20 protein-coding genes are annotated in these 23,220 nt (G+C 62.7%); 6 read left to right on the top strand and 14 right to left on the bottom strand.

Annotated features, from left to right (window positions below):
• Positions 1 to 102: 102 nt before the first annotated feature.
• Genes J9870_RS19625 through J9870_RS19570 form a run of 12 tightly spaced genes read right to left on the bottom strand, consistent with a single transcriptional unit; the run spans position 103 to position 13,434 of the window.
• On the bottom strand, positions 103 to 1,407 hold the full coding sequence (locus tag J9870_RS19625) for an oligosaccharide flippase family protein (RefSeq protein WP_210639596.1): 1,305 nt from the start codon (positions 1,405 to 1,407) through the stop codon (positions 103 to 105).
• On the bottom strand, positions 1,404 to 2,408 hold the full coding sequence (locus tag J9870_RS19620) for a polysaccharide deacetylase family protein (RefSeq protein ID WP_210639595.1): 1,005 nt from the start codon (positions 2,406 to 2,408) through the stop codon (positions 1,404 to 1,406). Before J9870_RS19620 ends, J9870_RS19625 begins: the two co-directional genes overlap by 4 nt.
• Positions 2,409 to 2,420: 12 nt before the next feature.
• Positions 2,421 to 3,557, bottom strand: a complete 1,137-nt coding sequence (locus tag J9870_RS19615; protein ID WP_210639594.1) for a glycosyltransferase family 2 protein — start codon at positions 3,555 to 3,557, stop codon at positions 2,421 to 2,423.
• Positions 3,550 to 4,506: a glycosyltransferase gene (locus tag J9870_RS19610; RefSeq protein ID WP_210639593.1), complete on the bottom strand. Its 957-nt coding sequence runs from the start codon at positions 4,504 to 4,506 to the stop codon at positions 3,550 to 3,552. Before J9870_RS19610 ends, J9870_RS19615 begins: the two co-directional genes overlap by 8 nt.
• Positions 4,503 to 5,873: an O-antigen ligase family protein gene (locus J9870_RS19605; protein ID WP_210639592.1), complete on the bottom strand. Its 1,371-nt coding sequence runs from the start codon at positions 5,871 to 5,873 to the stop codon at positions 4,503 to 4,505. The genes J9870_RS19610 and J9870_RS19605 overlap by 4 nt, the downstream gene beginning before the upstream one ends.
• Complete coding sequence (locus J9870_RS19600) at positions 5,870 to 6,973, bottom strand: glycosyltransferase family 4 protein (protein WP_210639591.1); 1,104 nt, start codon at positions 6,971 to 6,973, stop codon at positions 5,870 to 5,872. The genes J9870_RS19605 and J9870_RS19600 overlap by 4 nt, the downstream gene beginning before the upstream one ends.
• Positions 6,970 to 8,562 (bottom strand): Wzz/FepE/Etk N-terminal domain-containing protein, encoded by a 1,593-nt coding sequence (locus tag J9870_RS19595; RefSeq protein ID WP_210639590.1) that lies wholly within the window; start codon positions 8,560 to 8,562, stop codon positions 6,970 to 6,972. Before J9870_RS19595 ends, J9870_RS19600 begins: the two co-directional genes overlap by 4 nt.
• A 16-nt stretch (positions 8,563 to 8,578) precedes the next feature.
• A complete protein-coding gene (locus J9870_RS19590) occupies positions 8,579 to 9,604 on the bottom strand; it encodes a polysaccharide biosynthesis/export family protein (protein WP_210639589.1) in 1,026 nt (341 codons plus the stop codon).
• Between the two features lie 20 nt (positions 9,605 to 9,624).
• On the bottom strand, positions 9,625 to 10,269 hold the full coding sequence (locus tag J9870_RS19585; protein ID WP_210639588.1) for a CpsD/CapB family tyrosine-protein kinase: 645 nt from the start codon (positions 10,267 to 10,269) through the stop codon (positions 9,625 to 9,627).
• On the bottom strand, positions 10,270 to 11,016 hold the full coding sequence (locus J9870_RS19580; protein ID WP_210639587.1) for a sugar transferase: 747 nt from the start codon (positions 11,014 to 11,016) through the stop codon (positions 10,270 to 10,272). It abuts the gene before it with no gap.
• On the bottom strand, positions 11,003 to 12,082 hold the full coding sequence (locus J9870_RS19575) for an NAD-dependent epimerase (protein ID WP_210639586.1): 1,080 nt from the start codon (positions 12,080 to 12,082) through the stop codon (positions 11,003 to 11,005). Before J9870_RS19575 ends, J9870_RS19580 begins: the two co-directional genes overlap by 14 nt.
• Positions 12,079 to 13,434, bottom strand: a complete 1,356-nt coding sequence (locus tag J9870_RS19570) for a UDP-glucose/GDP-mannose dehydrogenase family protein (protein WP_210639585.1) — start codon at positions 13,432 to 13,434, stop codon at positions 12,079 to 12,081. The genes J9870_RS19575 and J9870_RS19570 overlap by 4 nt, the downstream gene beginning before the upstream one ends.
• A 379-nt stretch (positions 13,435 to 13,813) precedes the next feature.
• On the opposite strand from J9870_RS19570, the gene J9870_RS19565 reads away from it, so the two are divergent.
• The 6 genes from J9870_RS19565 to J9870_RS19540 all read left to right on the top strand — a co-directional run bounded on the left by J9870_RS19565 (position 13,814) and on the right by J9870_RS19540 (position 20,474).
• The gene (locus J9870_RS19565; RefSeq protein WP_210639584.1) at positions 13,814 to 15,511 is read left to right on the top strand and encodes a sulfatase-like hydrolase/transferase; all 1,698 of its coding nucleotides are present in this window, start codon (positions 13,814 to 13,816) and stop codon (positions 15,509 to 15,511) included.
• Positions 15,512 to 15,767: 256 nt separating this feature from the next.
• The gene (locus J9870_RS19560; RefSeq protein ID WP_210639583.1) at positions 15,768 to 16,436 is read left to right on the top strand and encodes an ABC transporter ATP-binding protein; all 669 of its coding nucleotides are present in this window, start codon (positions 15,768 to 15,770) and stop codon (positions 16,434 to 16,436) included.
• Positions 16,436 to 18,904 (top strand): FtsX-like permease family protein, encoded by a 2,469-nt coding sequence (locus J9870_RS19555; protein WP_210645342.1) that lies wholly within the window; start codon positions 16,436 to 16,438, stop codon positions 18,902 to 18,904. Before J9870_RS19560 ends, J9870_RS19555 begins: the two co-directional genes overlap by 1 nt.
• Entirely contained in the window at positions 18,894 to 19,961 is a 1,068-nt protein-coding gene (locus J9870_RS19550) for a lipocalin-like domain-containing protein (protein ID WP_210639582.1), read from the top strand. Before J9870_RS19555 ends, J9870_RS19550 begins: the two co-directional genes overlap by 11 nt.
• A gap of 65 nt (positions 19,962 to 20,026) precedes the next feature.
• On the top strand, positions 20,027 to 20,269 hold the full coding sequence (locus J9870_RS19545) for a hypothetical protein (RefSeq protein ID WP_210639581.1): 243 nt from the start codon (positions 20,027 to 20,029) through the stop codon (positions 20,267 to 20,269).
• A 31-nt stretch (positions 20,270 to 20,300) separates the two neighbouring features.
• Positions 20,301 to 20,474 carry a hypothetical protein gene (locus J9870_RS19540; protein WP_210639580.1) on the top strand — a complete coding sequence of 58 codons (174 nt, stop codon included), beginning with the start codon at positions 20,301 to 20,303 and terminating at the stop codon, positions 20,472 to 20,474.
• A 484-nt stretch (positions 20,475 to 20,958) separates the two neighbouring features.
• Here J9870_RS19540 and J9870_RS19535 read toward each other — a convergent pair whose 3' ends face one another.
• On the bottom strand, positions 20,959 to 21,477 hold the full coding sequence (locus J9870_RS19535) for an Hcp family type VI secretion system effector (protein WP_210639579.1): 519 nt from the start codon (positions 21,475 to 21,477) through the stop codon (positions 20,959 to 20,961).
• Between the two features lie 274 nt (positions 21,478 to 21,751).
• Complete coding sequence (locus J9870_RS19530; RefSeq protein WP_210639578.1) at positions 21,752 to 23,128, bottom strand: VOC family protein; 1,377 nt, start codon at positions 23,126 to 23,128, stop codon at positions 21,752 to 21,754.
• Positions 23,129 to 23,220: the final 92 nt, after the last annotated feature.

Raw genomic sequence — 23,220 nt, 5'->3', positions numbered from 1 at the left:
GCCGACCCAGCACTTTCGCGAGCAAGCTCGCTCCCACAGTGACATCGCTAAACCCTGTGGGAGCGGGCCTGCTCGCGATGGCAGATGGAGGGGCGAAGAAACTCATGCCGATTTCCCCATCAGCATCTGGCGCATCGGCAGCAAATCACTGGGCAGGATGATCAGCGTCTGCCACAGCGCCACGCCACTGAGGCGGCAATACATCGCCAGCAGCGCCAGGGTCACGCCCAGGTAGGCAATGGAAGAAGCGGCGGCGGCCCCGACGATGCCATAGCGCGGAATCAGGATCAGGTTCAGCGCCAGGTTCAACACTGCGCCCAACCCCATCAGCAGCGACACCGCGCCGGGCCGATTTTTGCCCAGCAGGTCCAGGCGCAGGATGCTCGCGTAGCAGAGCCCGAACAGCCCCGGCAGCAATGCGAGCAAGGCCGGATAAGCGGGTTGGTAGGCGACGCCGAACAAAGTGACGATCAGCCATTCGCCGATCAGCGCCATGCCCATGCAAGCGCCGAGCATCACCGTGGCGGTCAGGCGCAGGGCCAGGGGCGTCAGTCGCTGCATGTCGCTGTCCTGTTGCAACAAGCGTTTCATCAGCGGTGTGGTCACGGCTTCCGGCACGATCAGCAGTAATTCGGCGGCGGCGCTGGCCATGGCGTAGTGACCCAACGCCGTGCTGCCCAGCAGGGCGCCGATGAACAGGTAGTCCGAGCGCAGCATCACCTGCTGGAACAGCAGGTCCGGATGGCTGCGAGCGCCGTAGCGCAGCAGCTCGTTCTGGCCGGCGCGATCCCATTGCAAGGTGACGTCCTGATCGCGTCGCAGCCAGACCCAACCGGCCAGCACCACCAGGCTCAGCCCCGCCAGCCAACTGATCAGCGCCGCTTCCAGGGCCGTCTCCTTCCACATCCAGAACAACGCCAGGAACAGCAGCAGCGGCGCCAGGGATTCCATCAGCCGCAAGGCATTGAAGGCACCCACGCCGCCGGAGGCATTGTGCAGCGTCAGCAGGCCACTCTTGAGCACGGTCAACGGCACCGCCAGCAACAGCAACCAGGCCAGCAACCCCAACTGTGTGGTGATGTCCAGGTTGGCGCCGAATGCGCGCGTCAGCGCCACGACCAGTACCGTCAGCAACCCGGCCAACAGGCATCCGAAGACCAGCACCTGGCTGAGCAGCAAGCCCATCGAACGTTGCTGCGCCGCCTGGTAACCCACGGCGGAATTCAGGCCGCCGCTGGTGGCGGCGCTGATCAGGTCGGGCAGGGTGCTGAGCAACGCAAACAACCCGCGTTCACTGGGCCCCAGAATCCGGGCCAGCAAGACGTTGCGCAGCAGGCGCAGGCCGATCATCGCCAGGCGTGTGCCCATGCTCAGCAGCAGGTGCTTGAGGTAATGACTACGGCTCATGGGCGTGCCCCTCGGCGAATGCGCCAGGCCAGCAGTTCAGGGTGTTGGGCATTGCGCTGGCTGACGCCGAAGCGCGGCAGGTTCAACGGGTCGCCGTCATGGCGATACAGCCCGGTTTCGGTACCCAGGGCGAACGCATAACCGTGGGCTGCGACGAACTTGCGCACGCGCTCGTCGTTATCGCCATTGGGGTAGCAATACACCGGCAGTGGCTGGGCGCAGCCGTTTTCCAGGGCGGTCCGGCTGCGGGTCAGTTCTTCGTGCAGGCGCTGGTCGTCCAGCTCGGTGAGAATCGCGTGGCTGGCGCCATGGGGGCCGAAGCGGATCAGCCCGGAGTCTTCCAGCATGCGCACTTGGGACCAGTCCAGGGCCTGGGGCTGGGAGCCGGGCGGGCAGGTTTGGGTGAGGTCGCTCAACACATCGGGGGTGAGGCTCTTGAGGCTTTGCAGGTAGTGCAGCAGTGACAGGCTGCGCCGCTCGACGTCCAAGTCGTCGAGCATCACCGGCAACGGCCTGCCGACGTGCTGCAAGTGCTCGATCAGTGAATGCCGCGCCACTTGACCGTGACTGCCCCACAGGGTTTCGCCGATGCTCTCCCACCAGAAGTGCTGGCGGCTGCCGATGAAATCGGTGGACAAAAAAATACTCGCTGGCACCTGGTATTGGCGCAGCAGGGGGAAGGCATTCATGGCGTTGTCGCGCCAGCCGTCATCGAAGGTCAGGGCCACCCGCGGGCGGTTCGGCACGCTTTCCGGGTCGGCCAGCAGCAGGCTCATCAGCGGTACGCATTCGAAATACCGTTGCAGCCAGATCAGCAGGTGCTCAAAGGCTTCAGGGCCCACGCACAATTCGTTGCGATGGGGCAGTTCGGCGGCGCGGTCGTTGTTCAATACCCGGTGCAACATCAGGATCACGCCGGCGCCACGCAGCGGGCCGCGGCCCAGGGAGGTGTTCAGGTAGAGCCAGCCGCCGGTGCGCTTGAAGACCTGTTTGATTGACATCGGCCATTCCCCTTAGCGGTTCTGTTCCGGATTCCATTGGCTATAGCGCTGGCCACGCAGGAATTGCCACAGGCCGATGCTCATGCCCGCCAGCGTCACCAGCACGAACGCGGCCAGGCGAAAGGGCCGGGGCAAGCGATGACCGGCGTCCAGCAGACCGACCAGCGCCATGGTGTAGCCGAGCAGTTGCCCGGCCAGGCTCAGGCGGTAGAACCCATGGTCGTTCCACAGCCACGCATTGCTGACCAGCAGCGGCAGCAGCAACACCGGCGCCAGGCGACGGATCAATTTGTGGCTGATCAGCCCGATGGCGTAGAGCCCGTGACGCAGAGGATTGAGTAACTCGCGGCGCTGGGCCAGGCTTTGCAAGCCGCCGACGGTGACCCGCTGGCGCCGGCGAAACTGCTTGTCGGCCTCGTCCACGCCCTGGTCGGTGACACGGGCCAGTGGCGCATAGACGATGGACTTGCCGGCCGCCGGTGCGCAGGTACTGAGGAAGAAGTCATCATTGACCTGCGCCGGTATTGGCTGGAACAGCTCCCGGCGCAGCGCCAGCAGCGCGCCGTCGGCCGAGACCATGCAGCCCGTGCGGCTTTCAACTTGACGCAGCCAGCCTTCATAGTGCCGATACAGGCTGTCGCCCAGGCTCAGGCCCTTGCCCGGCACGGGGATTTCCATGTGCCCGGCACAGGCGCCGACTTCCGGATCGCCCAGCGGCGCCAACAGGTGCCCGAGGGTATCGTCGGCCCATTGGTTGTCGGCATCGGTGAACACCAGAATCTCGCCACGGCTGTGGGCCACCCCGGTATTGAGGGCGGCAGCCTTGCCCTGGCGCGGCAGGTCGAGCACGCTGATGCGCGGGTCGATCACCTTGCGCGCGCAGGCCACGGTGTCGTCGGTGGAGCCGTCGCTGGCGAGGATGATTTGCAGTGAGTGCGCCGGGTAATCCTGGGCGAGCAACGTGCGCAGTTTCTCCTCTATGTGTCGAGCCTCGTTGTGGGCGGCAATGACAATGCTGACGTCCATCGGCAATGCTCGCCCGTAGCGCCGGATCGGAAACAACGGCGCCAGCAGGCTCAACATCAGGGGGTAGCCGAGGTAGGCGTACACCGGCAACAGCAGGCAGGACCAGTAAATGAATTCAGCCACGGGCAGGCCTCCCGACGTTCCAATGACAAAGGTTGAGCAGTAACGCGGCGCCGGTCAGGTGCAGGCGCACCCCATGCAAGGCCCACAATTGCAGGGTCAGGCGCGGATCACGCCGGCTCTGGCGCAAGCTGAGGAACAAGGCCGGCAGCGAGGTGAGCAGCAATAGCAGCAACGCCAGGCGCAGTTGCCCCTGGAGCAGGGCGACGAGCGCGAGGAGATCCAGCGTCCAGGCACCGATCGACAGCGCCGGGAAACGCAGCAGGCGCAGGCTCGGGCCGTGGCTGCGCAGCAATTGCACATGACTGCCCTGGCGCCAGAGTTCCTTGCTCATCCACTCGCGCCAACTGCCTTCGTAGCCCCAATGCAGGGCCACGCTTTCATTGACCAGCAATAACTGCGCGCCGGCCTGACGCAGGCGCAGGGAGAAATCCTTGTCTTCGCCGGTGCGCAGGCTTTCGTCGAAACCGCCGACCCGTTCGAACCACGAGCGGCGCAACAACAGGTTGGCGCTGGGCAGCCATTGCACCCGGTGTAGCGGGCGCGAGCCCGAACGTTGGCTGCGACGCTGCCAGGCTTCGGCGAACCACGGCGCCTGCTTGGGGGTGTCCAGGTCCAGGCCCAGCACATCGCCCTGGCCTTGCAGTTCCAGCAACAGCTTGAGCCAATCGACCGGCATTTCGATGTCGGCGTCGATGAACGCAAGCCATTCGCCATGGGCGACGGCGGCGCCACGGTTGCGCAGGGCACCGATGTGCACGCCCGGCACGATCAGCACCCGCGCACCCAGTTCGTTGGCGATGCGCGGGCCATGGTCGTCGGAACCGTTGTCCACCACGATCAACTCGCATTCCAGCTGCGCCTGGCGGGCGGCTTCCCGGGCCGCCAGCAACGTGCGGCCGATGTGTCGGGCCTCGTTGTACATCGGGATCACAATGCTCACGCGACTCATGGACGCGCCTCCTGTGGCACGGCCTGTTCGGCGTGGTAGCGCAACACACTGGTGAGCGCCAGCATGATCCACAGCAGCTTATGGTTCGGTGCGCTGAGGAACATCAGGAACAGCGCCAGCGAGAGGAAACTCATGCCCAGGTGCGTCAGCAGGTCGGCCTGTGCCCAGTCCCGGCGTTGTAACCAGAGCTGGCGGGCGTGCAGCAGGTTGTAGAGGCCAAGGCCCAGCATGGCGACGAACATCAGCCCGCCGGGGACGCCGATTTCGCTGAAGATTTCCAGATAGGTGTTATGGGCCCGGCGATACAGGTCTCCCAGCTTGCGATTGGCCGAGAACGCCTTGGCGTAACCGGTGGGCGCGTAGTGCAGGGGAAAGGTGCCCGGGCCTGTGCCCAGCACCGGGTTCTCGCGGATCATCTGGCTGCCGACCACGATGTACGAGGCACGCCGGCCCAGGGATTCATCCTGGTGGGCGTTGGCGCCGGCGCTGAGGATGCTCAACGACTGGATGCGGGCCACGTAGCCGGCTGGCATCACCGCGATTGCCAAGGGGATCACGAGCGCCAGCCCGAGCATGGCGAAGCCCAGGTGCCGTGGGCGGATGCGTGGCAGCTGCGCGCGATAGTGGTACACGCCGATCATCAGGCTGAGCATCAATACCACCAGCCCCGAGCGCGATTCGGTCTTGGTCATGCCGCCCAGCAGCAAGATGAAACAGCCGCCCCAGAACAACCGGTAGAGCAGGTTTGTGCTGCGCAGTACCAACAGCAGCGCCAGCGGGACGGTAAAGGCAATCAACAAGGCAAAGGAATTGGGGTCTTCCAGCAGGCCGGAGGCGCGGCCCTGGTCCTGGTATTTGGCCGAAAACATCGCCAGCACGCAGGTGGTGGCGACGCTCAGGGTCATCAATCGGCAGAACAGGTCCAGGTTCAGTTCACGACCGATCAGCAGGGTGATCACGAACAGAATCAGCCCCACCGACAATTCGCGAAAATGAGTCAGGGACAGGCCCATGTTTTCCGACAGCAGCAGGCTCAGGCCGTACAGCAGCAGGAAGCCGATCAGCGGCCGCCAGATATTGCTGCGCAGGCGCGTCCCCGGAATCTGGTGCAGGGCCAGTTGCAACATCAGGATCAGGATCAACGCCAGGCCAAAGAACTTGCTGCCGGAAAAGGCGTTGTCCTTGAACAGGCCTTCGAACGGCACCAGCGCGGCGATGCCCAGCAAGCCCCAGCCGGGCTTGCGGTACAGCACCGCGACGCCCACCAGGCCGAGCACCGCCCCCGGTGCGAGGAACGGATAAGGGCTGGCCAGCAACGCCAGGCAGACCAGGCCCAGCAAGCTGACGATCGAGAGCGGGACAATCATGGGCGAGCCTCCCGTGCCGTGCGGATGTAAAGCTGCGACCAGCGTTCGGCCAGCGTGCGCAGGTCGTAGCGGTCCCGTTGGGTGCGACGGGCGTTGTCGGCCAGGATCCGTGCCAGGGGTGGTTCGCTGAACAGCGTCTCGATCTGCTGGGCCAGTTCGGTGCTGTCGGCCGGCGCGGCGAGCAGGCCGTTATGGCGATCCTGCAGCACATCGGGAATGCCGCCGACGCCGAACGCCACCACCGGCACCCCGGCCTGCATGGCTTCGAGCAGAATCATTGGCGTGCCTTCGGTACGTGAGCTGATCACCAGTGCGTCGAGGCGGCTCCACCAGGCGTTCATGTCGGTCTGGTAGCCGGGCAGCTCGATGCGCGTCGGCAGCCCGGCCTCGGTGATGCGCTTGAGCAGGGCCTGGCGTTCCGGGCCGTCGCCAAGCATCACCGCATGCAACGATGAGTGGCGCTGGCACAGCGGGATCATGGCGTCGAGGAACAGGTCCGGACCCTTCTCGCTGCTCAAGCGGCCAACGTAGCCGACCCGCCAATGCTGCTCGTCATCGCGGTGGGCCAGCGGCGCGCTGACCGCGGGCAGGCCGTTGGGGATCACGTCGAGTTTTTCCGCTCGGACGCTGGCCCGGCGGTGCAGTGCGGCGATGCTTTCGGCCACGCACACCACCCGCTTGACCGAGGCGGTGCGGCACAGTTGCAGGCTCAGCCAGGTGTAGAAACGTTGCTTGGGGCTGCGCGGTGTGAAGCCATGTTGGGTGATCACCAACGGCAGGCGCAGCAGCGTCGCTGCCGCCCAACCGAACAACAGCCCCTTGAAGTTGTGGGTGTTGATCAGCGGACGTTCATCCCGACGTTGGCGCAGGTGCTGCAACAGCTCGGCCCAACTGGCGCAGTGGCGGCAATCGACCCCGGCCTGGCGAAAGCGTGTGATCAAGGTCGGCGGCGCCGCCAGGAACAGCACCTGGTGCTGCCCGGGCGTGGCCAGGCAATGATCGAGCAACATCCGCTCGGCCCCGTAGAAGCCGCCGCTGTCGAGCAAATGAATGATCGACAGGGGGCTGCTGTGGCGGGTCGGGCCGAACGGCGCGTTCAATTTCGCACCCAATGGACAAGGCTGGGCAGGCTCCAGTTGCGGTGCGGGTTGACCTGGTCGGGGGACTGCTCGTTGATCACCAACAGCACCGGCACATCCAGTTGCTGGCTGATCTGCGCTGGATGCTTGAAGCGATGGTCGAAGAACTCACGGACATAGACCAGAGCGATCGCCAGCAGCATGCCGCTGAACAGGCCGAACGCGATAATCAGCATCGGTTTGGGAAAGGCCGGGGCGGTCGGCTCGAACGGCGGGCTCAGCACCCGGGCGTTGGACAAGTCGTTGTCCAGCGAACGAGCGGTGCTGCTTTCGGCGAACCGTTGGGCATAGGTGGAGAACGCCGCATGCAGGGCGTTGATCTCGGTATCCATCTGCCGCAGCTTGCTCTGGGTTTCCTGCAACTGATGGATGCGCTCCTTGAACGCCGCGATGCGTTCGACCTTCTGGTTGATCACCGAACTGACCACGGCCAGGTCGGTGGTGCGTTCCTGGATCCGGTTGTTCACCACCTTGAGGAATTGCTGGCGCGTGCGCACGATCTGTTCCCGGGCCAGCAGCATGGGTTCGCTGCCGGGCTGGAAGATCGCCAGGTCATTCATGTAGCGGCTGACCTGGCCGGTCAGTTGTTCGCCCAGCTGTTTGATCTCCCGGTCTTCGAAAGCAATGTTGTCCACGGTGGTGGTGAAGGTGAACGGGAAGGTGTAGTCGTTGAACCGCGAGCTGTTCGCCGCCGCCAGGCTGGTCTTGAGGTAATCGAGCCAGCGCTGGCTTTGCAGCAGGCGGTCCTGATACAGGTTCAGGGCCTGTTCTTCGGTATTGATGGCGTTCAGGCGGAAGGTGATTTCTTCCTTGGGGTCGGATGAGCCGACGCCTTCAAGCAGCGCCAAGCGGGTGCCTTCCAGGCCGTCGAGACGATTCTGGTATTGGCTTTTCTTCTGTTCATAGAAGGCTTGTGGCAGCTCGATCGATTGCAGGTCCTGGCGGCTGGAGAGGTAGTTCTGCAGCAGTTGCGCCACGAACCGAGTGCCTTGGGCCGGGTCGCCGAAGCTGTAGACGATAGAGATGACGTTGGAGCCGGGCAGGGTCTCGATCTTCAGGTCTTCGATGGCCTCGTCGGTCAGCGTATCGAGCATCGTGTCGCGCACTGGATCGACCTCCAGCCCCAGGCCATCGCGCAGTGGGTTGATCACGTACTCACGCAGTGGCGTGGTGACGTAGCGCTTGAACGGCTCGCTCACCCACTTGTTGAAGATGCCCGGGCTGGGTGTGTACTCGCCCTGGTCGCGCAGGGTGGCGATGGTCTGCCGGATCAGCGCCGGCGAGCGCAGGATATTGCTCTCAGTCTCCATGTCCGCCAGGGATGGTGGAATGAAGGTGGCATTTTCCTGGTTCAGCGACGTGGTGGCGTCGCCCTGGGAGAGTTTTTTCGACTGCACGATCACCTGGGCGGTGATATCGAAGCTCTGCTTGAGCATCAATGGCAGCACCAGGGCGATCACGGCGAAGATCAGGAAGACGCGCTTCACCCACTGCTTGTTGGCGAAGAAGATCCTGAAGAACTCATGCAGATAGTTTTCCTTGGGGTTCATGTCAGGTCACCTGAGGTCAGTTGCTGTTGCTGCCTTTGTTGTCGACGCGGTAGCCGAAGCTGAACCCCACGCCCTGGAACAGCACCACGTCGGCCAGTTGCCTGGCCAGTTCGCCGGCGCTGGCAAGTTTGGTCTTGGGCACGAAGAGCATGTCTTCGGGTTGCAGGTAGGCGATTTGCGAGGCATCACCGCTCAGGGCTTTTTCCACGTCGTAGTGACGGGCTTCGACCTGATTGCCGTTGCGGCGCATGATCACCACCGAATCGAGCCGAGCCTTGACGTTCGTACCCCGGGCCAGCGTCAGCGCCTCGAGCACCGAGATCGGCCGGCGGATCGGGTAGGAGCCGGGCTGGGCCACCTCACCGAGGACGTAAATCTCGTTGCCGGCGGTGGACTTGAGTAGCACATCGACGGTCATGTGCCCCGGCAGTTGGGCGTAGCGCTCGTTGAGGAAAGTTTCCAACTGGTTGACGGTCATGCCTTGCAGCGGCACCGAGCCGATTTCCGGAAAGCTTGCGTAACCATCCCTGCCCACGGTGATTTCCCGGCTCATGCCGGTGCCCGGGTGGGTCAAGGTGTTCCTCAGGTTCGTCTCGCCGGACAACGGGCTGGTCACCAGCACGGTCAATTGGTTGCGATTGGGCTGGAATAGCATTTTCTGATCATAGGCACGTTGCACCGCCACGCGGGCTTCGTCGGTGGTCAGGCCGGCGACTTTCACCGAGGTGTTGGCCCCCGGCAGCTCGATGCTGCCGTCGGGCATCACCTGTTGCGTACCGTTGAGCTGGCTGGCGGCGGTGAAGTTCAGGGCCACCTGGTCGCCCGGCTGTACCCGATAGGCCTGAGGCCCGGAGGTGCTGATGTGAAAGATCACATCCAGTACGTCCTGGGGCCGCAGGGTCTGCTCGACCTTGGGCATGTCGGTGGCCTGGGCATTGGCCGGCGCGGCCGTAAGGATCTGCACCGGCATCGAGCGGGTGTCTGAGGTGCTGGAGCAACCGGCAAGCGGCAGCAACAGCAGGACAAGCATTCTGGCGTTCATCTCGTCATCCTTTTGCAGGCTTACAGGTTGTTGTAGAGCCACTTGGGCATGTAGTACTTGCGGCGGTTGAACACGCTGCCGACCACTTTTGCGCCGGCCTGGGACAGGCGCTGGCGGGCGGCCTGAGCCACTTCCCAACGGGTGTCCTCACCGCGCACCACCAGCACCACGCCGTCGGCCTGGGTACTCATGACCAGGGTGTCGGAGGCTGAATACACGGCGTCGGCGTCGATCACCACAAAGCGGTACTGCGTCGCCAGTTGGCGGAACAGCGGGCGCAGTCGCTCGGGGCTCAGGCGTTCGGCATTGCGGCCCAGCCGGCCGTTAGGCAGCACGTCGAAGGGCAGGCTGGATGTCTGCACCACGCAGTCCTGCAACAAGGGCGGGGCGAGGCTGTTGAACAGCAGATCGGTAAAGCCGCGCTCTTTGTGCAGCGACAGTTGCTGGCTGAGGTTGCGCGGCGACTGGCTGGCGTCCACCAGCAATACGCGGCCATTGCACATCTGCGCCAGTTGAGCGGCCAGCGCCATGGCGCTGGTGCTGGTTCCGGTACCGGTGTTGGCGGCCGTCAAGAGCAGGATCCGCAGGGAAGGGTCGAGCACGGTCGAGGTCAGGTTGGTCTCGCTCGGGCTGGCTATGGTCAGAATGTTGGTTGAACCGTCCATTTAACTCGCTCCGTGGCCGCTGAAAACTTTGAAGGGGGTAATCATCAGGATCTTCAAATCCAGCCACAGGCTCTGTTCAGCGATATAGCTGAGGTCCAATTCCACGCGCTGGTCGAAGTCGATATTGCTGCGCCCGGAGATCTGCCACAGGCCGGTCAGGCCGGGGTAGATGCTCAGGCGCGCAAGATGGTTGTCCTTGTAGCGATAGGCGTTGAACGAGGTTGGCCGTGGGCCCACCAGGCGCATGTCGCCGGTCACTACATTGATCAGGTTCGGCAGTTCGTCGAGGCTGCTGCGTCGCAGGAACCGGCCGATGGGGGTGATGCGCGGGTCGTTGTCGATCTTGAAGTCGATGGCGTCGGCACCATGTTTGTTGAGGTGGCGCAGCGACTCCTTGAGGGCCTCGGCGTCGGCCACCATGGTGCGGAATTTGTACATGCCGAACACGCGGCCGCGGTAACCGGTGCGTTTCTGCACGAACAGCACAGGACCTGGGCTGGAGAACTTGACCAGCAATGCCAGGCCCAGCAGCAGTGGGCAGAGCAGCAGCAGAATCGACAGTGCACCCAGGCAGGCCACCACCCGGTTGGTGCGCGAGACGGTCCAGGGCCGGCCGCCGTCGCGACCGGTCAGCCAGCCGCGGCCTTGGCGGTGGATGGCGGCGTCCAGGCGCCTGCGGTGGTCGGGGTCGACACGTTTATCGCGTCCAGGGGCGTTGATCTCGATGACTTGCTCATGTCGGGTCATGGATTCCTCCGCTGAGATTGGGCCGCAAGTGTTCAGCCGCGAGCGGCGCGTGGGCAGGCCGTGCGTAGTAATCGAGAAACCACTGGATGAAACGACCCAGGCCGTCATCCAGTTCGATGCACGGTTTGAAACCGGTGGTCTTTGCCAAGTCGCTGGCATCGGCGCAGGTGTTGAGCACATCCCCGGCTTGCAGGGGCAGCAGTTGGATGCGGGCGGTTCGTCCCAAGTGTTTTTCCAGCAACGCGACATAGGTGCGCAGCGCCACCGGGTGTTGCCCGCCGATGTTGTAGATCCGCCAGGGTGCGCGGCTGGTGGCCGGGCTCGGTTGTTCGTGATCCAGCAGTGGCGTGACCTGGGGCGCATGTGCGATCAGGCGGGCGATGCTTTCGACAATGTCATCGATGTAGGTGAAGTCGCGTTGGTGCTCGCCGTGATTGAACAGTTGCAGCACACGGTCCTCGATGATGGCGCGAGCAAACTGGATCGGCGACATATCTGGCCGGCCCCAAGGGCCATACACGGTAAAGAAGCGCAGGCCGGTGCACGGGATGCCGAATAGATGGCTGTAACTATGCGCCATCAACTCGTTGGCTTTTTTGCTGGCCGCGTACAGCGACAGCGGATGGTCGACGTTGTCATGCACCGAATAAGGCGTGTGCGGGTTGGCGCCGTATACGGAACTTGAGGAGGCGTAGATCAGGTGCCTGACCGGATAGCGGCGGCAGCTTTCCAGGATGTTCAGGAACCCGGTGATGTTGCTGTCGACATAGGCCTGCGGGTTTTCCAGGGAGTAGCGCACACCCGCCTGGGCCGCGAGGTGAATCACCACGTCCGGGCGCCGGGCCTGGAACAGCTCATCGATGGCCGGCGCGTCGGTCAGGTCGATCCGCGCCAGGGGGAATTCGCCGGCCTGATCCTTCACCCAGGTCACGCGGTCGTACTTGAGCTGCGGGTCGTAGTAGTCGTTGAAATTGTCCAACCCGCACACCCGATGGCCGTCGCGCAACAGTCGCAGTACGCAGTGGGCGCCGATGAAACCGGCCGCACCGGTCACCAGGACATTCATGCTTGTGGCCCCTGGGCTGGCAGGGTGTGCCGCAGCCCGATGCCGCGATACAGCAGTCCGGCGGCGGCCAGGTGTTCGGGGTTGTACAGGTTGCGGCCGTCGATGATGACCCGGGCGCGCAGTTTGCTGGCCAGCAGGTCGAAGTCCACCACGCGGAAATTTTTCCACTCGGTGCAGATCACCAGGGCGTCGGCATCCTCCAGGGTGTCATCGCGGGTGGCGCACAGGTTCAGGTCCTTGCGATAGCCGTAGAGGCGGCGGCATTCGGACATGGCTTCCGGGTCATAGGCATGGACCCGGGCGCCTTCGCGCCACAGCGCTTCCATCAGGTAGCGGCTGGGCGCTTCACGCATGTCGTCGGTGTTGGGTTTGAAGGCCAGGCCCCAGATGGCGATCGACTTATCGGCCAGGCCGTCGGGGAATTGCTTGGCCAGTTTCTCGAACAGGATGTGCCGCTGGCTGTCATTGACGTCGGTGACGCTGCGCAGCAGGCGCAGCGGCATGCCGTTCTGTTCGGCGGTGTGCAGCAAGGCGCGCAGGTCCTTGGGAAAGCACGAGCCACCGAAACCGCAGCCGGGGTAGATGAAGTGATAACCGATGCGCGGGTCCGAGCCGATGCCTTTGCGCACCGCTTCGATGTCGGCACCCAGGCGTTCGGTGAGGTTGGCCAGTTCGTTCATGAAGCTGATGCGGGTGGCGAGCATGGCATTGGCGGCGTACTTGGTCAGTTCCGCGCTGCGGTTATCCATGAACATCAGTTTTTCGTGGTTGCGGCAAAAGGGCGCGTAGAGCTCGGTCATCTGGTCGCGCGCCAGCGGGTCGGCGGTGCCGACGATGATCCGGTCCGGGCGCATGCAGTCGGCCAGGGCGCTGCCTTCCTTGAGAAACTCGGGGTTGGAGACCACGCGCACCGCGAGTTTTTTCAGGCCGCGGCGTTCGAGAACCTGGCGTGCGCACTCGGCAACTTTATCGGCCGTGCCCACCGGCACCGTGGACTTGATGATCAGGGTGCGGTCGCTGTCCATGAAATCGGCGATTTGCCGGGTGACGCCCAGTACATGGCTGAGGTCGGCCGAGCCGTCTTCATCGGCGGGGGTGCCGACGGCGATGAAAATCAGTTCGCCATGGTTGACCGCGTCGCTGGCTTGGGAGCTGAACGACAACCGCCCGGCCTTGATGTTGTCTTCGAGCAGCACCGACAGCCCTGGCTCGCTGATGGTCGGTACCGCTTGTTGCAGTTGCCGGACCTTGTTCGGGTCGATATCGATGCACAAAACCCGGTGCCCGACGTCAGCCAACGCAGCGGCCTGGATCAGCCCCACATACCCCGTACCAAATACGCTCACGTCCATTTTTGGCGCGCCTCGCAAACCGATTGATGTAACTCGGATGAAACTGTTTAGAGGGGTATAGCGCAGCTTCATAAAAGCGTGTCAGCAAAATGACAGTTGTCAGTGTTGGCAAAACTAGAAATAACCGGGCCTTTTGATATCAAGTCCTTGACTGACTTAGAAAAGTGCCGGTTTTAAAGGCGTATATGGACGTTTTAGAATGCGATGAACGGTCGTAATCCATAGTTTTTTCAGTTTTTTGATGGATAAAGGTGTCATTTTTGGGGTAACTTTTTTTTGACGCGTTCGCCGGTCAATGCCTTTCTTGCGCTTTGCGAACCCCCTGCTAGTGTGCAGAAAACGACCTCCTTCCCAACGTCGCGATACTGGCGAGACAGACATGGCCCGATACCTCAAGGAACTGCTGCTGGTGCTCTATCTGGTGCGGGGGTACGAGTACTACCTTGACCGTCTGCAGGCGCTGGGTTTTGGTTTTGCCACGCTGTTGTATGGCGCGATGTTCGTGGTGTTGGTAGTCGCGTTGTGGATGAGCGCGTACATCCGCCAGACCCTGGTGCGGCATCTGTTCGCGCTGGTGATGTTTGTCTCGGCGGTGTTCTTCGAGGTGTACACCCGAGTCACTGACAGCTACCTGACCTACAGCCAGTTCGTGTCGTTGGTGTATTCCGGCGGTTTCATCCAAGAGGCGGCCTATCAGTACCGCGAAGTGATCATCAACGCCGCGAGCGCTGGCTTGTTGCTGTTGTTGGGGATCGGTCTCAAGCCTCGCCGACGGCTGCCGTTGCCAGGCTGGCTGCCAGTCGCTGCGCCGTTGCTTGGCGTGCTATTGCTCAGCGGCGTGTTGTTCGTGCGGGCGGGCGAGGGCGCGCGGGGGCTGCCGGTGATGTACACGCCGCTGGCCTATCTGAACCTGTTCGCCTACGAGGCCTTGCACAACACCGTAGGCCCTCGCGAGCCGGTGCGCATTGCGCGGCTAACCTCGGCCATCGAGCACGATATTGTGTTGATCATCGATGAAAGCATTTCCGGAAATTACCTGGACATCAACACGCCGTTCGGCGTGCACACCGGTCTGAAAACGCCGCCCGCAGGGGTGGATATCGTCAACTACGGTTATGCGGCCTCCATCGCCAATTGCAGCGCCGACACAAATATCACCCTGCGTTACGGCGGTACTCGCGCCGACTACATGCGCATCAACAGCACCCTGCCGTCGATCTGGCAGTACGCTAAAAAGGCTGGGCTGCGCACCGTCTACATCGATGCCCAGCGCACCGGTGGCAACCTGCAGAACCTGATGAGCGACCTTGAGAAACAGGACATCGACGAGTTTGTCCAATTCGACCAGGTCAGCGTGCGCGACCGTGACATGGCGGCGGCGGCGAAGTTGATCGAACTGCTGGGCGATGGCCGCGCCGAGCTGGTGGTGATCAATAAGGTTGGCGCGCATTTCCCTGTACACGACAAATACCCCGACGACTTCATGACCTACCGTCCGGCCTTGCCGCGAGGGCAGTTCCAGGAAGTGGCCGACACCGGCAAGCGTGACGGCTTCAACGGTCAGAAGGACGATTGGGCGCTGTACCGCAATGCCTACCAGAACACGTTGCTGTGGAATGTCGGCGAGTTCTTCAAGCGAATCTTCCAGCAGGCCGATTTGCGTAACGCGGTGCTGATCTACACCTCCGACCACGGTCAGGATCTGCACGAGCGTGGCAACCCGGGGCTCAACACCCATTGCGGTGGCGACCCGGTGGCGGAGGAAGGGTTGGTGCCGCTGGTGGTGATCGAAGGCGCTCAACTGCACACTCTGGATTGGCGCCGTGCCTGGGCGCAGAACAAGGATCATTCCAGCCACTACAACATCTTCCCGACGCTGTTGCAGTTGATGGGGTACGAGCCGGCCGGGATCGAAGCTGTCTATGGCAAGTCCCTGAGCCAGCCGACCGACGACGCCTTCACCTTCAACTACCGTTTCAATGCACGGTTGGGGGCTGTGCCTGAATGGAAACACATCGACCTGAACCACATCGTCACCCCGGGGCCGGCCCAGGCTGAGATGGCGGCGGGGCAGTGATCGTTCACTGGCATCGCGTACCCCCAGATCCCCTGTGGGAGCGAGCTTGCTCGCGAAAGCGCCGGGTCAGCTTGCGGCAGTTTTGAATGTGCGACCGTCATCGCGAGCAAGCTCAAAATTGACTCCTTACAAGCAAAGCGGATCCAATCCCGCCAGCAAACGACAAACGGTAGAGCGCTTACGCAGGTTCATCCCTGGTGGGGCCGCCCCCTAACTCCGCTATCCTGAGCCTCACGATTACCCATCGAGCCTGTTCATGCTTGAAGTTCGCGACGTTTTTAAAAGCTACGCCACCCCTCAGGGGCCATTGCCGGTGTTGCAAGGCATCGACCTGACGCTGCCGCCCGGCAGCAGCCTGGCGCTGATGGGTGAGTCCGGCAGCGGCAAAAGCACCTTGCTGCACCTGGTCGCCGGGCTGGACAAGGTCGATGGCGGCAGTATTCGCAGTGGCCAATACCGACTCGACGGCATGAGCGAAAGCCAGCTGGCGAATTGGCGGCGTACGGAAATCGGCCTGGTGTTCCAGCAATTCAACCTCATCAGCAGTTTGCCGGTGGAGGACAACCTGGCATTCCAGGCGCGCCTGTGCGGTCGCCATGACCCTGTCTGGCAAGCCCATCTGGTGCAGCGGCTCGGGCTTGCCGACTTGCTGCGGCGCTACCCGGAACAGCTTTCCGGCGGGCAGCAACAGCGGGTGGCGCTGGGTCGGGCGCTGGCCTCGCGACCGCCCCTGTTGCTGGCCGACGAACCCACCGGCAGCCTCGACGAAGCCACCAGCGACGAAGTGTTGCAACTGTTGCTGGAACTGCTGGACGGCAGCCCCACCAGCTTGCTGATGGTCACGCACAGTCCCCGGGTGGCGGCGCGCCTGGCCCATCGCGTGGTGCTGCAACGCGGCCGTCTGGCCGAGGTGGCCCAGGGGTGATGATTTTTCGCCAGACCCTCAAGGCGCTGCTCAGCCACTGGCGCCAACACCCGGTGCAGTTTTTCAGCGTGTTGACCGGGCTTTGGCTCGCCACCAGCCTGCTCACCGGCGTGCAAGCGCTGAACAGTCAGGCCCGGGACAGCTACGCCCGGGCCAGCCAACTGATTGGCGGCGAACCCCAGGCCAGCCTCAGCGCGCCCGGCGGCGGGACCTTCCCTCAGCAATGGTTTGTCGACCTGCGGCGCCAGGGCTGGCCGGTGTCGCCGGTGTTGCAGGCACGGGTGCTGCTCAAAGGCCACGAAGACCAGCGCTTGCAGCTGATGGGCATCGATCCGGTGTCACTGCCCCCCGGTGCGGCGCTGGCGGGGCAGGCGCGAGAAATGACCGAGGTGGTAGCATTTTTCAGTGATCCCGGGCGCACCTGGATCGCCCCGCAGACCTTGCAAGCCTTGGGGTTTGGCGAGGGCGCCCGGCCCCTTACGGTCGATGGGCAATCCCTGCCGCCGTTGCACATCCAGGCGGACATGGCGCCGGGCGTGTTGTTGATGGACATCGGTTTTGCCCAGCAGGTGCTCGGGTTGCCGGAGCAGTTGTCGCGACTGTTGCTGCCCGCCACGTTCAGTGCGGCGTTACCGGAGGCGTTCAGCAGTCGGTTGCAATTCAAGCACGCCGATGAAGAAAACAACCTGTCGCGCCTGACCGAAAGCTTTCACTTGAACCTCGATGCCCTGGGGTTTCTATCCTTCGTGGTGGGACTGTTCATAGTCCACGCCGCCATCGGCCTGGCCCTGGAACAGCGCCGCAGCCTGCTGCGAACCCTGCGGGCCTGTGGCGTCAGTGCGCGGGTGCTGGTCACCAGCCTGGCCCTGGAGCTGGGGGCGCTGGCCTTGCTCGGAGGCATCGCCGGGGTGCTCAGCGGCTACTGGCTGGCGAGCCTGTTATTGCCCGATGTCGCGGCGAGCCTGCGGGGTTTGTACGGCGCTGAAGTGGCCGGGCATCTGAACCTCAGCCCGTGGTGGTGGCTCAGCGGTGTCGGCCTGAGCCTGCTTGGCGCGCTGCTGGCCGGCGCCGACAGCTTGCTGCGAGCCGCGCGCCTGCCCTTGCTGGCGCTGGCTAACCCCCAAGCCTGGCATCAGGCCCATGCGCGATGGCTGCGACGCCAGGGTGGGGTGGCGACATTGGCCGGGTTGATCGCTGTGTCGGCGTTGATCTGGGGCGACAGCCTGGCCAGTGGTTTTGTCTTGATGACGGCCTTGCTGCTGGGGGCGGCGCTGGCCTTGCCGGTGTTGCTCAACCACGCGCTGAACCTGCTGTTGCGCCGCAGCCGCTCGGTGCTTGGGCAATGGTTCCTTGCCGATTGCCGCCAGCAATTGCCGACGTTGAGCCTGGCGCTGATGGCGTTGCTGCTGGCGCTGGCGGCGAATATCGGGGCCGGCAGCATGACCGCAGGCTTCCGCCAGACCTTCAGCAACTGGCTCGAACAACGGCTCAGCGCCGAGCTGTACATCAACCCGCAAACCCCGGCCCAGGCGGGCGAGCTGCACGCCTGGCTCAAGCAGCAACCGGCGATCACGGCCGTGGTCCCCATCTGGCAGGTGTCGATCCCGTTGCAAGGCTGGCCGACGGATATCCACGGCATCCTCGATCATCCTCACTATCGTCAGCATTGGCCGCTGTTGGAGTCGGCCAGCGACGAGCCTTGGGCGCAACTCGCCGCTGCCGACACGCTGATGCTCAGTGAACAACTGGCCCGGCGCCTCAAGGTAAGTATTGGCGATCAGTTGACCCTCCCGACGCCACAGGGGCCGTGGGTGCTGCGCATCGTCGGGGTCTATGTCGATTACGGCAATCCCAAAGGGCACGTATTGATCAACGCCGATCACTTGCTGGCGCACTGGCCGCAACTGACGCCGAACCGCTTCAATCTGCGCATCGATCCCTCGGCGATTCCGGCGTTGCTGACGGCGTTGCAAAGCCGCTTCAGCCTGGATGACAGCCGCATCGTCGATCAGGCCCGGCTCAAGGGCTGGTCGACCCAGGTGTTCGAGCGCACTTTTGCCGCCACTGCCGCCCTCAACAGCCTGACCCTGGCGGTGGCTGGAGTGGCGTTGTTCATCAGTCTGTTGACCCAGAGCCAGAGTCGCCTCGGCCAGTTGGCGCCGCTGTGGGCGTTGGGGGTGACGCGACGCCAGTTGATGTTGCTCAATCTCGGCCAGACCTGGCTGCTGGCGCTATTGACCCTGGTACTGGCCTTGCCCCTGGGCATCGCCCTGGCCTGGTGCCTGGATGCGGTGATCAATGTGCAGGCCTTTGGCTGGCGGCTGCCGTTGCAGGTGTTCCCGATGCAACTGGCGCAGCTGCTGGCCCTGGCGATGTTCGCCACGCTATTGGCATCGGCTTGGCCGTTGTATGCGCTGTACCGCACGCAGCCGGCGGATTTGCTGAGGACCTTTGCCCATGAAGATTAAAGTCGGCCTGATGCTGCTGGTGTTGCTTGGCGGCTGCGATAAACCTTCACCGGAAAAGGGTTTTGCTGGCCTGGGCGATCAGGCCGCCGCGTTCACGCCAGTGGTGCCGGGGCGGGTGTTCGGTTTCCCGGCTGACCACGGCGTTCATGAGGGTTTTCGCATTGAGTGGTGGTACGTCACCGCCAATCTCAGGGATGCCCAGGGCCGTGATTTCGGTGTGCAATGGACGCTGTTTCGCAGCGCCTTGAACGCCGCGCCCCAGGCCAACGGCTGGCGCAACCAGACGATCTGGCTTGGTCACGCGGCGGTCACTTCTGCCGCCGTCCATCATGCCGCCGAGCGCTACGCACGAGGTGGCGTGGGGCAGGCCGGGGTGCAAACAATGCCTTTCAACGCCTGGATAGACGACTGGCGCTTCGGCACTCAAGCGTCAGGCGCCGACCCTCTGGCGGACATGCAGTTGAAGGCCCGGGACCCGCGCTTCAGTTATGCGTTGCGGCTCACTTCGACCCGCCCGCTGGTGTTGCAGGGGGATCAGGGGTTCAGCCAGAAATCCGAGCAGGGCCAGGCGTCGTACTACTACAGCCAGCCGTTTTTCCAGGCCAGTGGCGAGTTGGAAATCGACGGCCAGCGCTATCAGGTCAGCGGCCCGGCCTGGCTTGACCGCGAGTGGAGCAGCCAGCCCTTGACGGCCAACCAGACTGGCTGGGACTGGTTTTCCCTGCACCTGGACAGCGGTGAGCACGTGATGCTCTATCGCATGCGCCACAAGGACGGCGCGCCGTACCTGACGGGCACCTGGATCGATGCCCAGGGTCAGGCGCAGACCCTGCACGCCGGCGAAATCAGCCTCGTGCCGCTGGACACCGCCAAGGTCGCCGGGCATTCGATGCCGGTGCGCTGGTCGCTCAAGATTCCCGGCAAGCAGCTCGACGTCACCACCCAGGCCTTGAACCCCAACGCCTGGATGAACCTGCGTATTCCCTATTGGGAAGGGCCGGTGCAACTGAGTGGCAGCCACGGCGGCAACGGCTACCTGGAAATGACTGGCTACTGAGAATTACCGGAACTCCCCGGGAACGTCAGCCCTCATACCTTATGAATGCCTCGCAGGAGTCCGTCATGAGCGATGACCTTAAACCTCCGTCGCTGGCCGATTGGCAGCGGCTGTTCGACGACAAGACCTATTGGCAACAGTCCCCCGATGTTCATTTCACCGAGCTGATGCAGCTGGCCAACGATCTGTTCGGCCAGGGCGCTATCGACCTGGCGCAGTGGCAGACACTCAAGGCCAAGGCCGAGCAACTGCACCAGCGCTCGCCGGATGCCAATGTCGCAGAAGAAGTCGCTGACCCTGATGCCTGAAGTCCAGGCCTGAAAACGCAAGGAGTTCGCCATGAAGCACAGTCCCGATCAAACGCCGCAGAACCCTGATGAACCGGCGATGCCTGGAGAGGTGGAGCGCGATAACGACGCCTTGCGCCCAAACGACCCGGCCAAGCGCAAACAGCAGCAAGGCGACCCCGAAGCGGGCGATACCGATGCGCAAAAAACCGGACGGCGTGGTTGAGCCAGAGCGGTATTAAAACGGGTATGTTAATGACCGTTTAACTTGCCATAACGTGTCACCTATCGGCTGATATGTTTTTGTACTTGCCTGTAGTTTTGTATAACGGCTTGTACAGCTATTAATACAAATTAGAAGTTGACCCAAAAAACCTGTGGCGAGGGCGCTTGCTCCCACCAGGTCGCGCAGCGGCCGTTCTTTTAAGGCTGCTTTGCAGCCCAGCGGGAGCAAGCGCCCGCGCCACCGTTATTGACCAGTCATCAATAACGACGGCTGTGGATAAATAATTATTTAAAAGAACTCGCGGCAATATTCTGCGAGTTCCACTATTATTGTGCCCGTTCGCCCAGTGTCAGGCTCTTTACCAGTGCATGGAATGCCGAGGCCGCCGCACTGGGCGAACACCTTCTCGGAGTCAATCACTCCCATTCACTTCAATGCACATCGGCCAGCAGACCTGGCCGGTGCATTGACGGTTGTCCCGGACTTAACCAGCGACCGGTACACGCCAGTCATCGGCACCCATCGTGCCGCAGACTTCGTGATTCCAGGTGATCTTGCGATATGAGAAGTGCACATCTTCCAGATGGGTGAAGTGCGCGTTCGCCGGGTCCTGGCAGTTGAACATGTAGTCCTTGATTTCGACAATGATCGCGTCAAACAGTGTGGTGGTGAAGTAGTGTTCCTGGGTCCCCGCCGCTGAAGTCCGGAACCAATGAATCACAATTTCTTCCAGGCATTCACCGCTGGTGAGGGCTGCCTGCAGCAGCGGCGTGGCCTTGTCGAAGACTTTTGTGATGACGAGGGGGTGATGCACGCGTTGGCCGGTTGGCTGGCCGGATTGAGGATCGCGCGGGACGGTCACTTGGTGCTGGAAGCCTTGCACCATGATTTTGTCCTCACGACCTTCCTGATAGATATTGCCTACCGAGTCGGCCGTAAACGCGCCAGCTGTGATCAGACCTTGTTTGATGCCTTTGATGATCATATACGCGGGGGTAGCCAATGGATGCTCTCCTTCCTGGATAACTAAAGGGCCTGGGACGGTCGTCGTCCCGAGGTGGCCTGACGGTTATCAAGAGCTATGCCATTCAATAAAAAAATAATACAGTTCAATGGGTTATGTTTTTGGTTCATGAGTTACAGCCTCGGGCACCGCGCAATCTGCACATGACACCGCCCAGTGCCGCGCACTCTCCTGCGCAAGGGGCTGGCGCCGCCGCCCCCCGGCGTAACGGCTTGATGGGCCAAGCTTCGCGTCAGGTTCCTAGAGCAACTTCCTACACGCCCAACGCAGCCCTGCATTCATCAATGGAGCGCTGCTGCGTCTCGGCATACAGCCCCAACTCATCAATGGTTGCGCGCCCCAATGCTTCTTCAAAAGCCTGGCGATTGGACTGCCCGGCGTAGTGACTCTGGGCGGCATCGCCAAGGTTCGACTGGAAGATGCCGGCGGCGCTGACCGGCAGGAAATCTTCGTACACCAAGGGTTCGGCACGCAGGTATTGCTGCTCCAGCAGGTGCTCCAGCGAGGCCGTTTGCTCAAGAGTGCCCTTGGCGCCGAGACCCTTTGGCGTCACGAAATAACGGAAGTACGCCAGTGCCTGACGCCGCAGTTCATCGTGGGTGTCAGGGAATTGGGCAAAGTGTTGGCTCATCAGCGTGTTGTAGCGCTCGGCGTTGGCTTCGTTGGGGAACTCCCCCAGCGCATCCCGGGCGGCGTTCAGCAATTGATCGTAGAGCGCTCGCCCTTTGGGCGTGAGGGCGGCACCGCGTTGCTCGATTTCACCAAAGCGGGCGCTGTGGCTGCCTTGGGATTGCGCCTGGTCGGTGAAGCTGACGGGCTCGTCGAGCGCCTTGAAACTGGTCTGGCGCAGCAGGATCGGGCAATGACGGCGGGGTGGGCCTTCGATCACTGCTTTGGGCGTGATGCCGTGCACGGGCATCTGCGCCTGGACGATGTCGATGTCCAGAGTACGTGGCGTCAGGTGATTGATGTGCGGGCCCTTGAAGGCCACCACGTCGGCGATCAAACGATGTTGGGCGCTCAATTGCCGGTACTGCTCGGCCGTGACAGTGGCGCTGTGGTGCCAGCGAAACGTCTCCAGGGCCTGTAGGACGAAATCCTCGGCCTGCGGCTCCGTCAGACCGCCCTGGCGTTCGGCGAGATCGATAAGCTGAAGGGCGGTGGGGGTAAAGATCTGGCGCTTATCCAGCACCGATTCGGCAAAGGCCCGAAGTTCGGTGTTTTCGATCAGTTCCAGGCGCAGCAGTGAGGTGAATACTCGGAACGGGCTGACCTGCAAGGCACTTTCATGCACGGCGCGAAATGCCGTGGAATGCACCGGCACCCCAGCCGGTGTGAGGTCGTAATAGCCCACGGGCTGCATACCCATCACCGCGAACAGCCGCCCGAGGGTGGCCAGTTCCGCGGCAGTGCCGACGCGGATAGCACCGTGGCGTTCCAGGTCCAGGCGCTGGAGTTCGCCGGTGCTGCGCAGGTGTTCGGCCAGTTGTGGGTCTTTGCCCAGCACCTGGGCATTGGTTTGCTCCACCAGATTCATCAACGCGCCGTAGAGCGGCACCTCGTCGCGGTACATGTCGGACATCGCTTTGGAAAAGCGTTGGCGGATCAGGTCGGGACTGACGAAGCTCATGGTGAGAGTTCCTGGTTTGGGCTGTGGGAAAGTTGAACGAAAGATCGCAGCCTTCGCCAGTGCCGACAAACGAAGAATCTTCAGGACTTCAT

Source organism: Pseudomonas sp. Tri1 (assembly GCF_017968885.1).
GTDB lineage: Bacteria > Pseudomonadota > Gammaproteobacteria > Pseudomonadales > Pseudomonadaceae > Aquipseudomonas.
Note: the sequence above shows the minus strand (reverse complement) of the source record. Positions and strands in the feature narration are given on the sequence as shown.

Bases quoted from the DNA above. Each gene is read 5' to 3' on its own strand.
- J9870_RS19625 (WP_210639596.1), bottom strand. From the start codon at position 1,407: ATGAGCCGTAGTCATTACCTCAAGCACCTGCTGCTGAGCATGGGCACA.
- J9870_RS19620 (WP_210639595.1), bottom strand. From the start codon at position 2,408: ATGTCAATCAAACAGGTCTTCAAGCGCACCGGCGGCTGGCTCTACCTG.
- J9870_RS19565 (WP_210639584.1), top strand. From the start codon at position 13,814: ATGGCCCGATACCTCAAGGAACTGCTGCTGGTGCTCTATCTGGTGCGG.
- J9870_RS19610 (WP_210639593.1), bottom strand. From the start codon at position 4,506: ATGAGTCGCGTGAGCATTGTGATCCCGATGTACAACGAGGCCCGACAC.
- J9870_RS19550 (WP_210639582.1), top strand. From the start codon at position 18,894: ATGAAGATTAAAGTCGGCCTGATGCTGCTGGTGTTGCTTGGCGGCTGC.
- J9870_RS19590 (WP_210639589.1), bottom strand. From the start codon at position 9,604: ATGAACGCCAGAATGCTTGTCCTGCTGTTGCTGCCGCTTGCCGGTTGC.
- J9870_RS19560 (WP_210639583.1), top strand. From the start codon at position 15,768: ATGCTTGAAGTTCGCGACGTTTTTAAAAGCTACGCCACCCCTCAGGGG.
- J9870_RS19585 (WP_210639588.1), bottom strand. From the start codon at position 10,269: ATGGACGGTTCAACCAACATTCTGACCATAGCCAGCCCGAGCGAGACC.
- J9870_RS19575 (WP_210639586.1), bottom strand. From the start codon at position 12,082: ATGAATGTCCTGGTGACCGGTGCGGCCGGTTTCATCGGCGCCCACTGC.
- J9870_RS19595 (WP_210639590.1), bottom strand. From the start codon at position 8,562: ATGAACCCCAAGGAAAACTATCTGCATGAGTTCTTCAGGATCTTCTTC.
- J9870_RS19580 (WP_210639587.1), bottom strand. From the start codon at position 11,016: ATGACCCGACATGAGCAAGTCATCGAGATCAACGCCCCTGGACGCGAT.
- J9870_RS19545 (WP_210639581.1), top strand. From the start codon at position 20,027: ATGAGCGATGACCTTAAACCTCCGTCGCTGGCCGATTGGCAGCGGCTG.
- J9870_RS19555 (WP_210645342.1), top strand. From the start codon at position 16,436: ATGATTTTTCGCCAGACCCTCAAGGCGCTGCTCAGCCACTGGCGCCAA.
- J9870_RS19530 (WP_210639578.1), bottom strand. From the start codon at position 23,128: ATGAGCTTCGTCAGTCCCGACCTGATCCGCCAACGCTTTTCCAAAGCG.
- J9870_RS19605 (WP_210639592.1), bottom strand. From the start codon at position 5,873: ATGATTGTCCCGCTCTCGATCGTCAGCTTGCTGGGCCTGGTCTGCCTG.
- J9870_RS19540 (WP_210639580.1), top strand. From the start codon at position 20,301: ATGAAGCACAGTCCCGATCAAACGCCGCAGAACCCTGATGAACCGGCG.
- J9870_RS19570 (WP_210639585.1), bottom strand. From the start codon at position 13,434: ATGGACGTGAGCGTATTTGGTACGGGGTATGTGGGGCTGATCCAGGCC.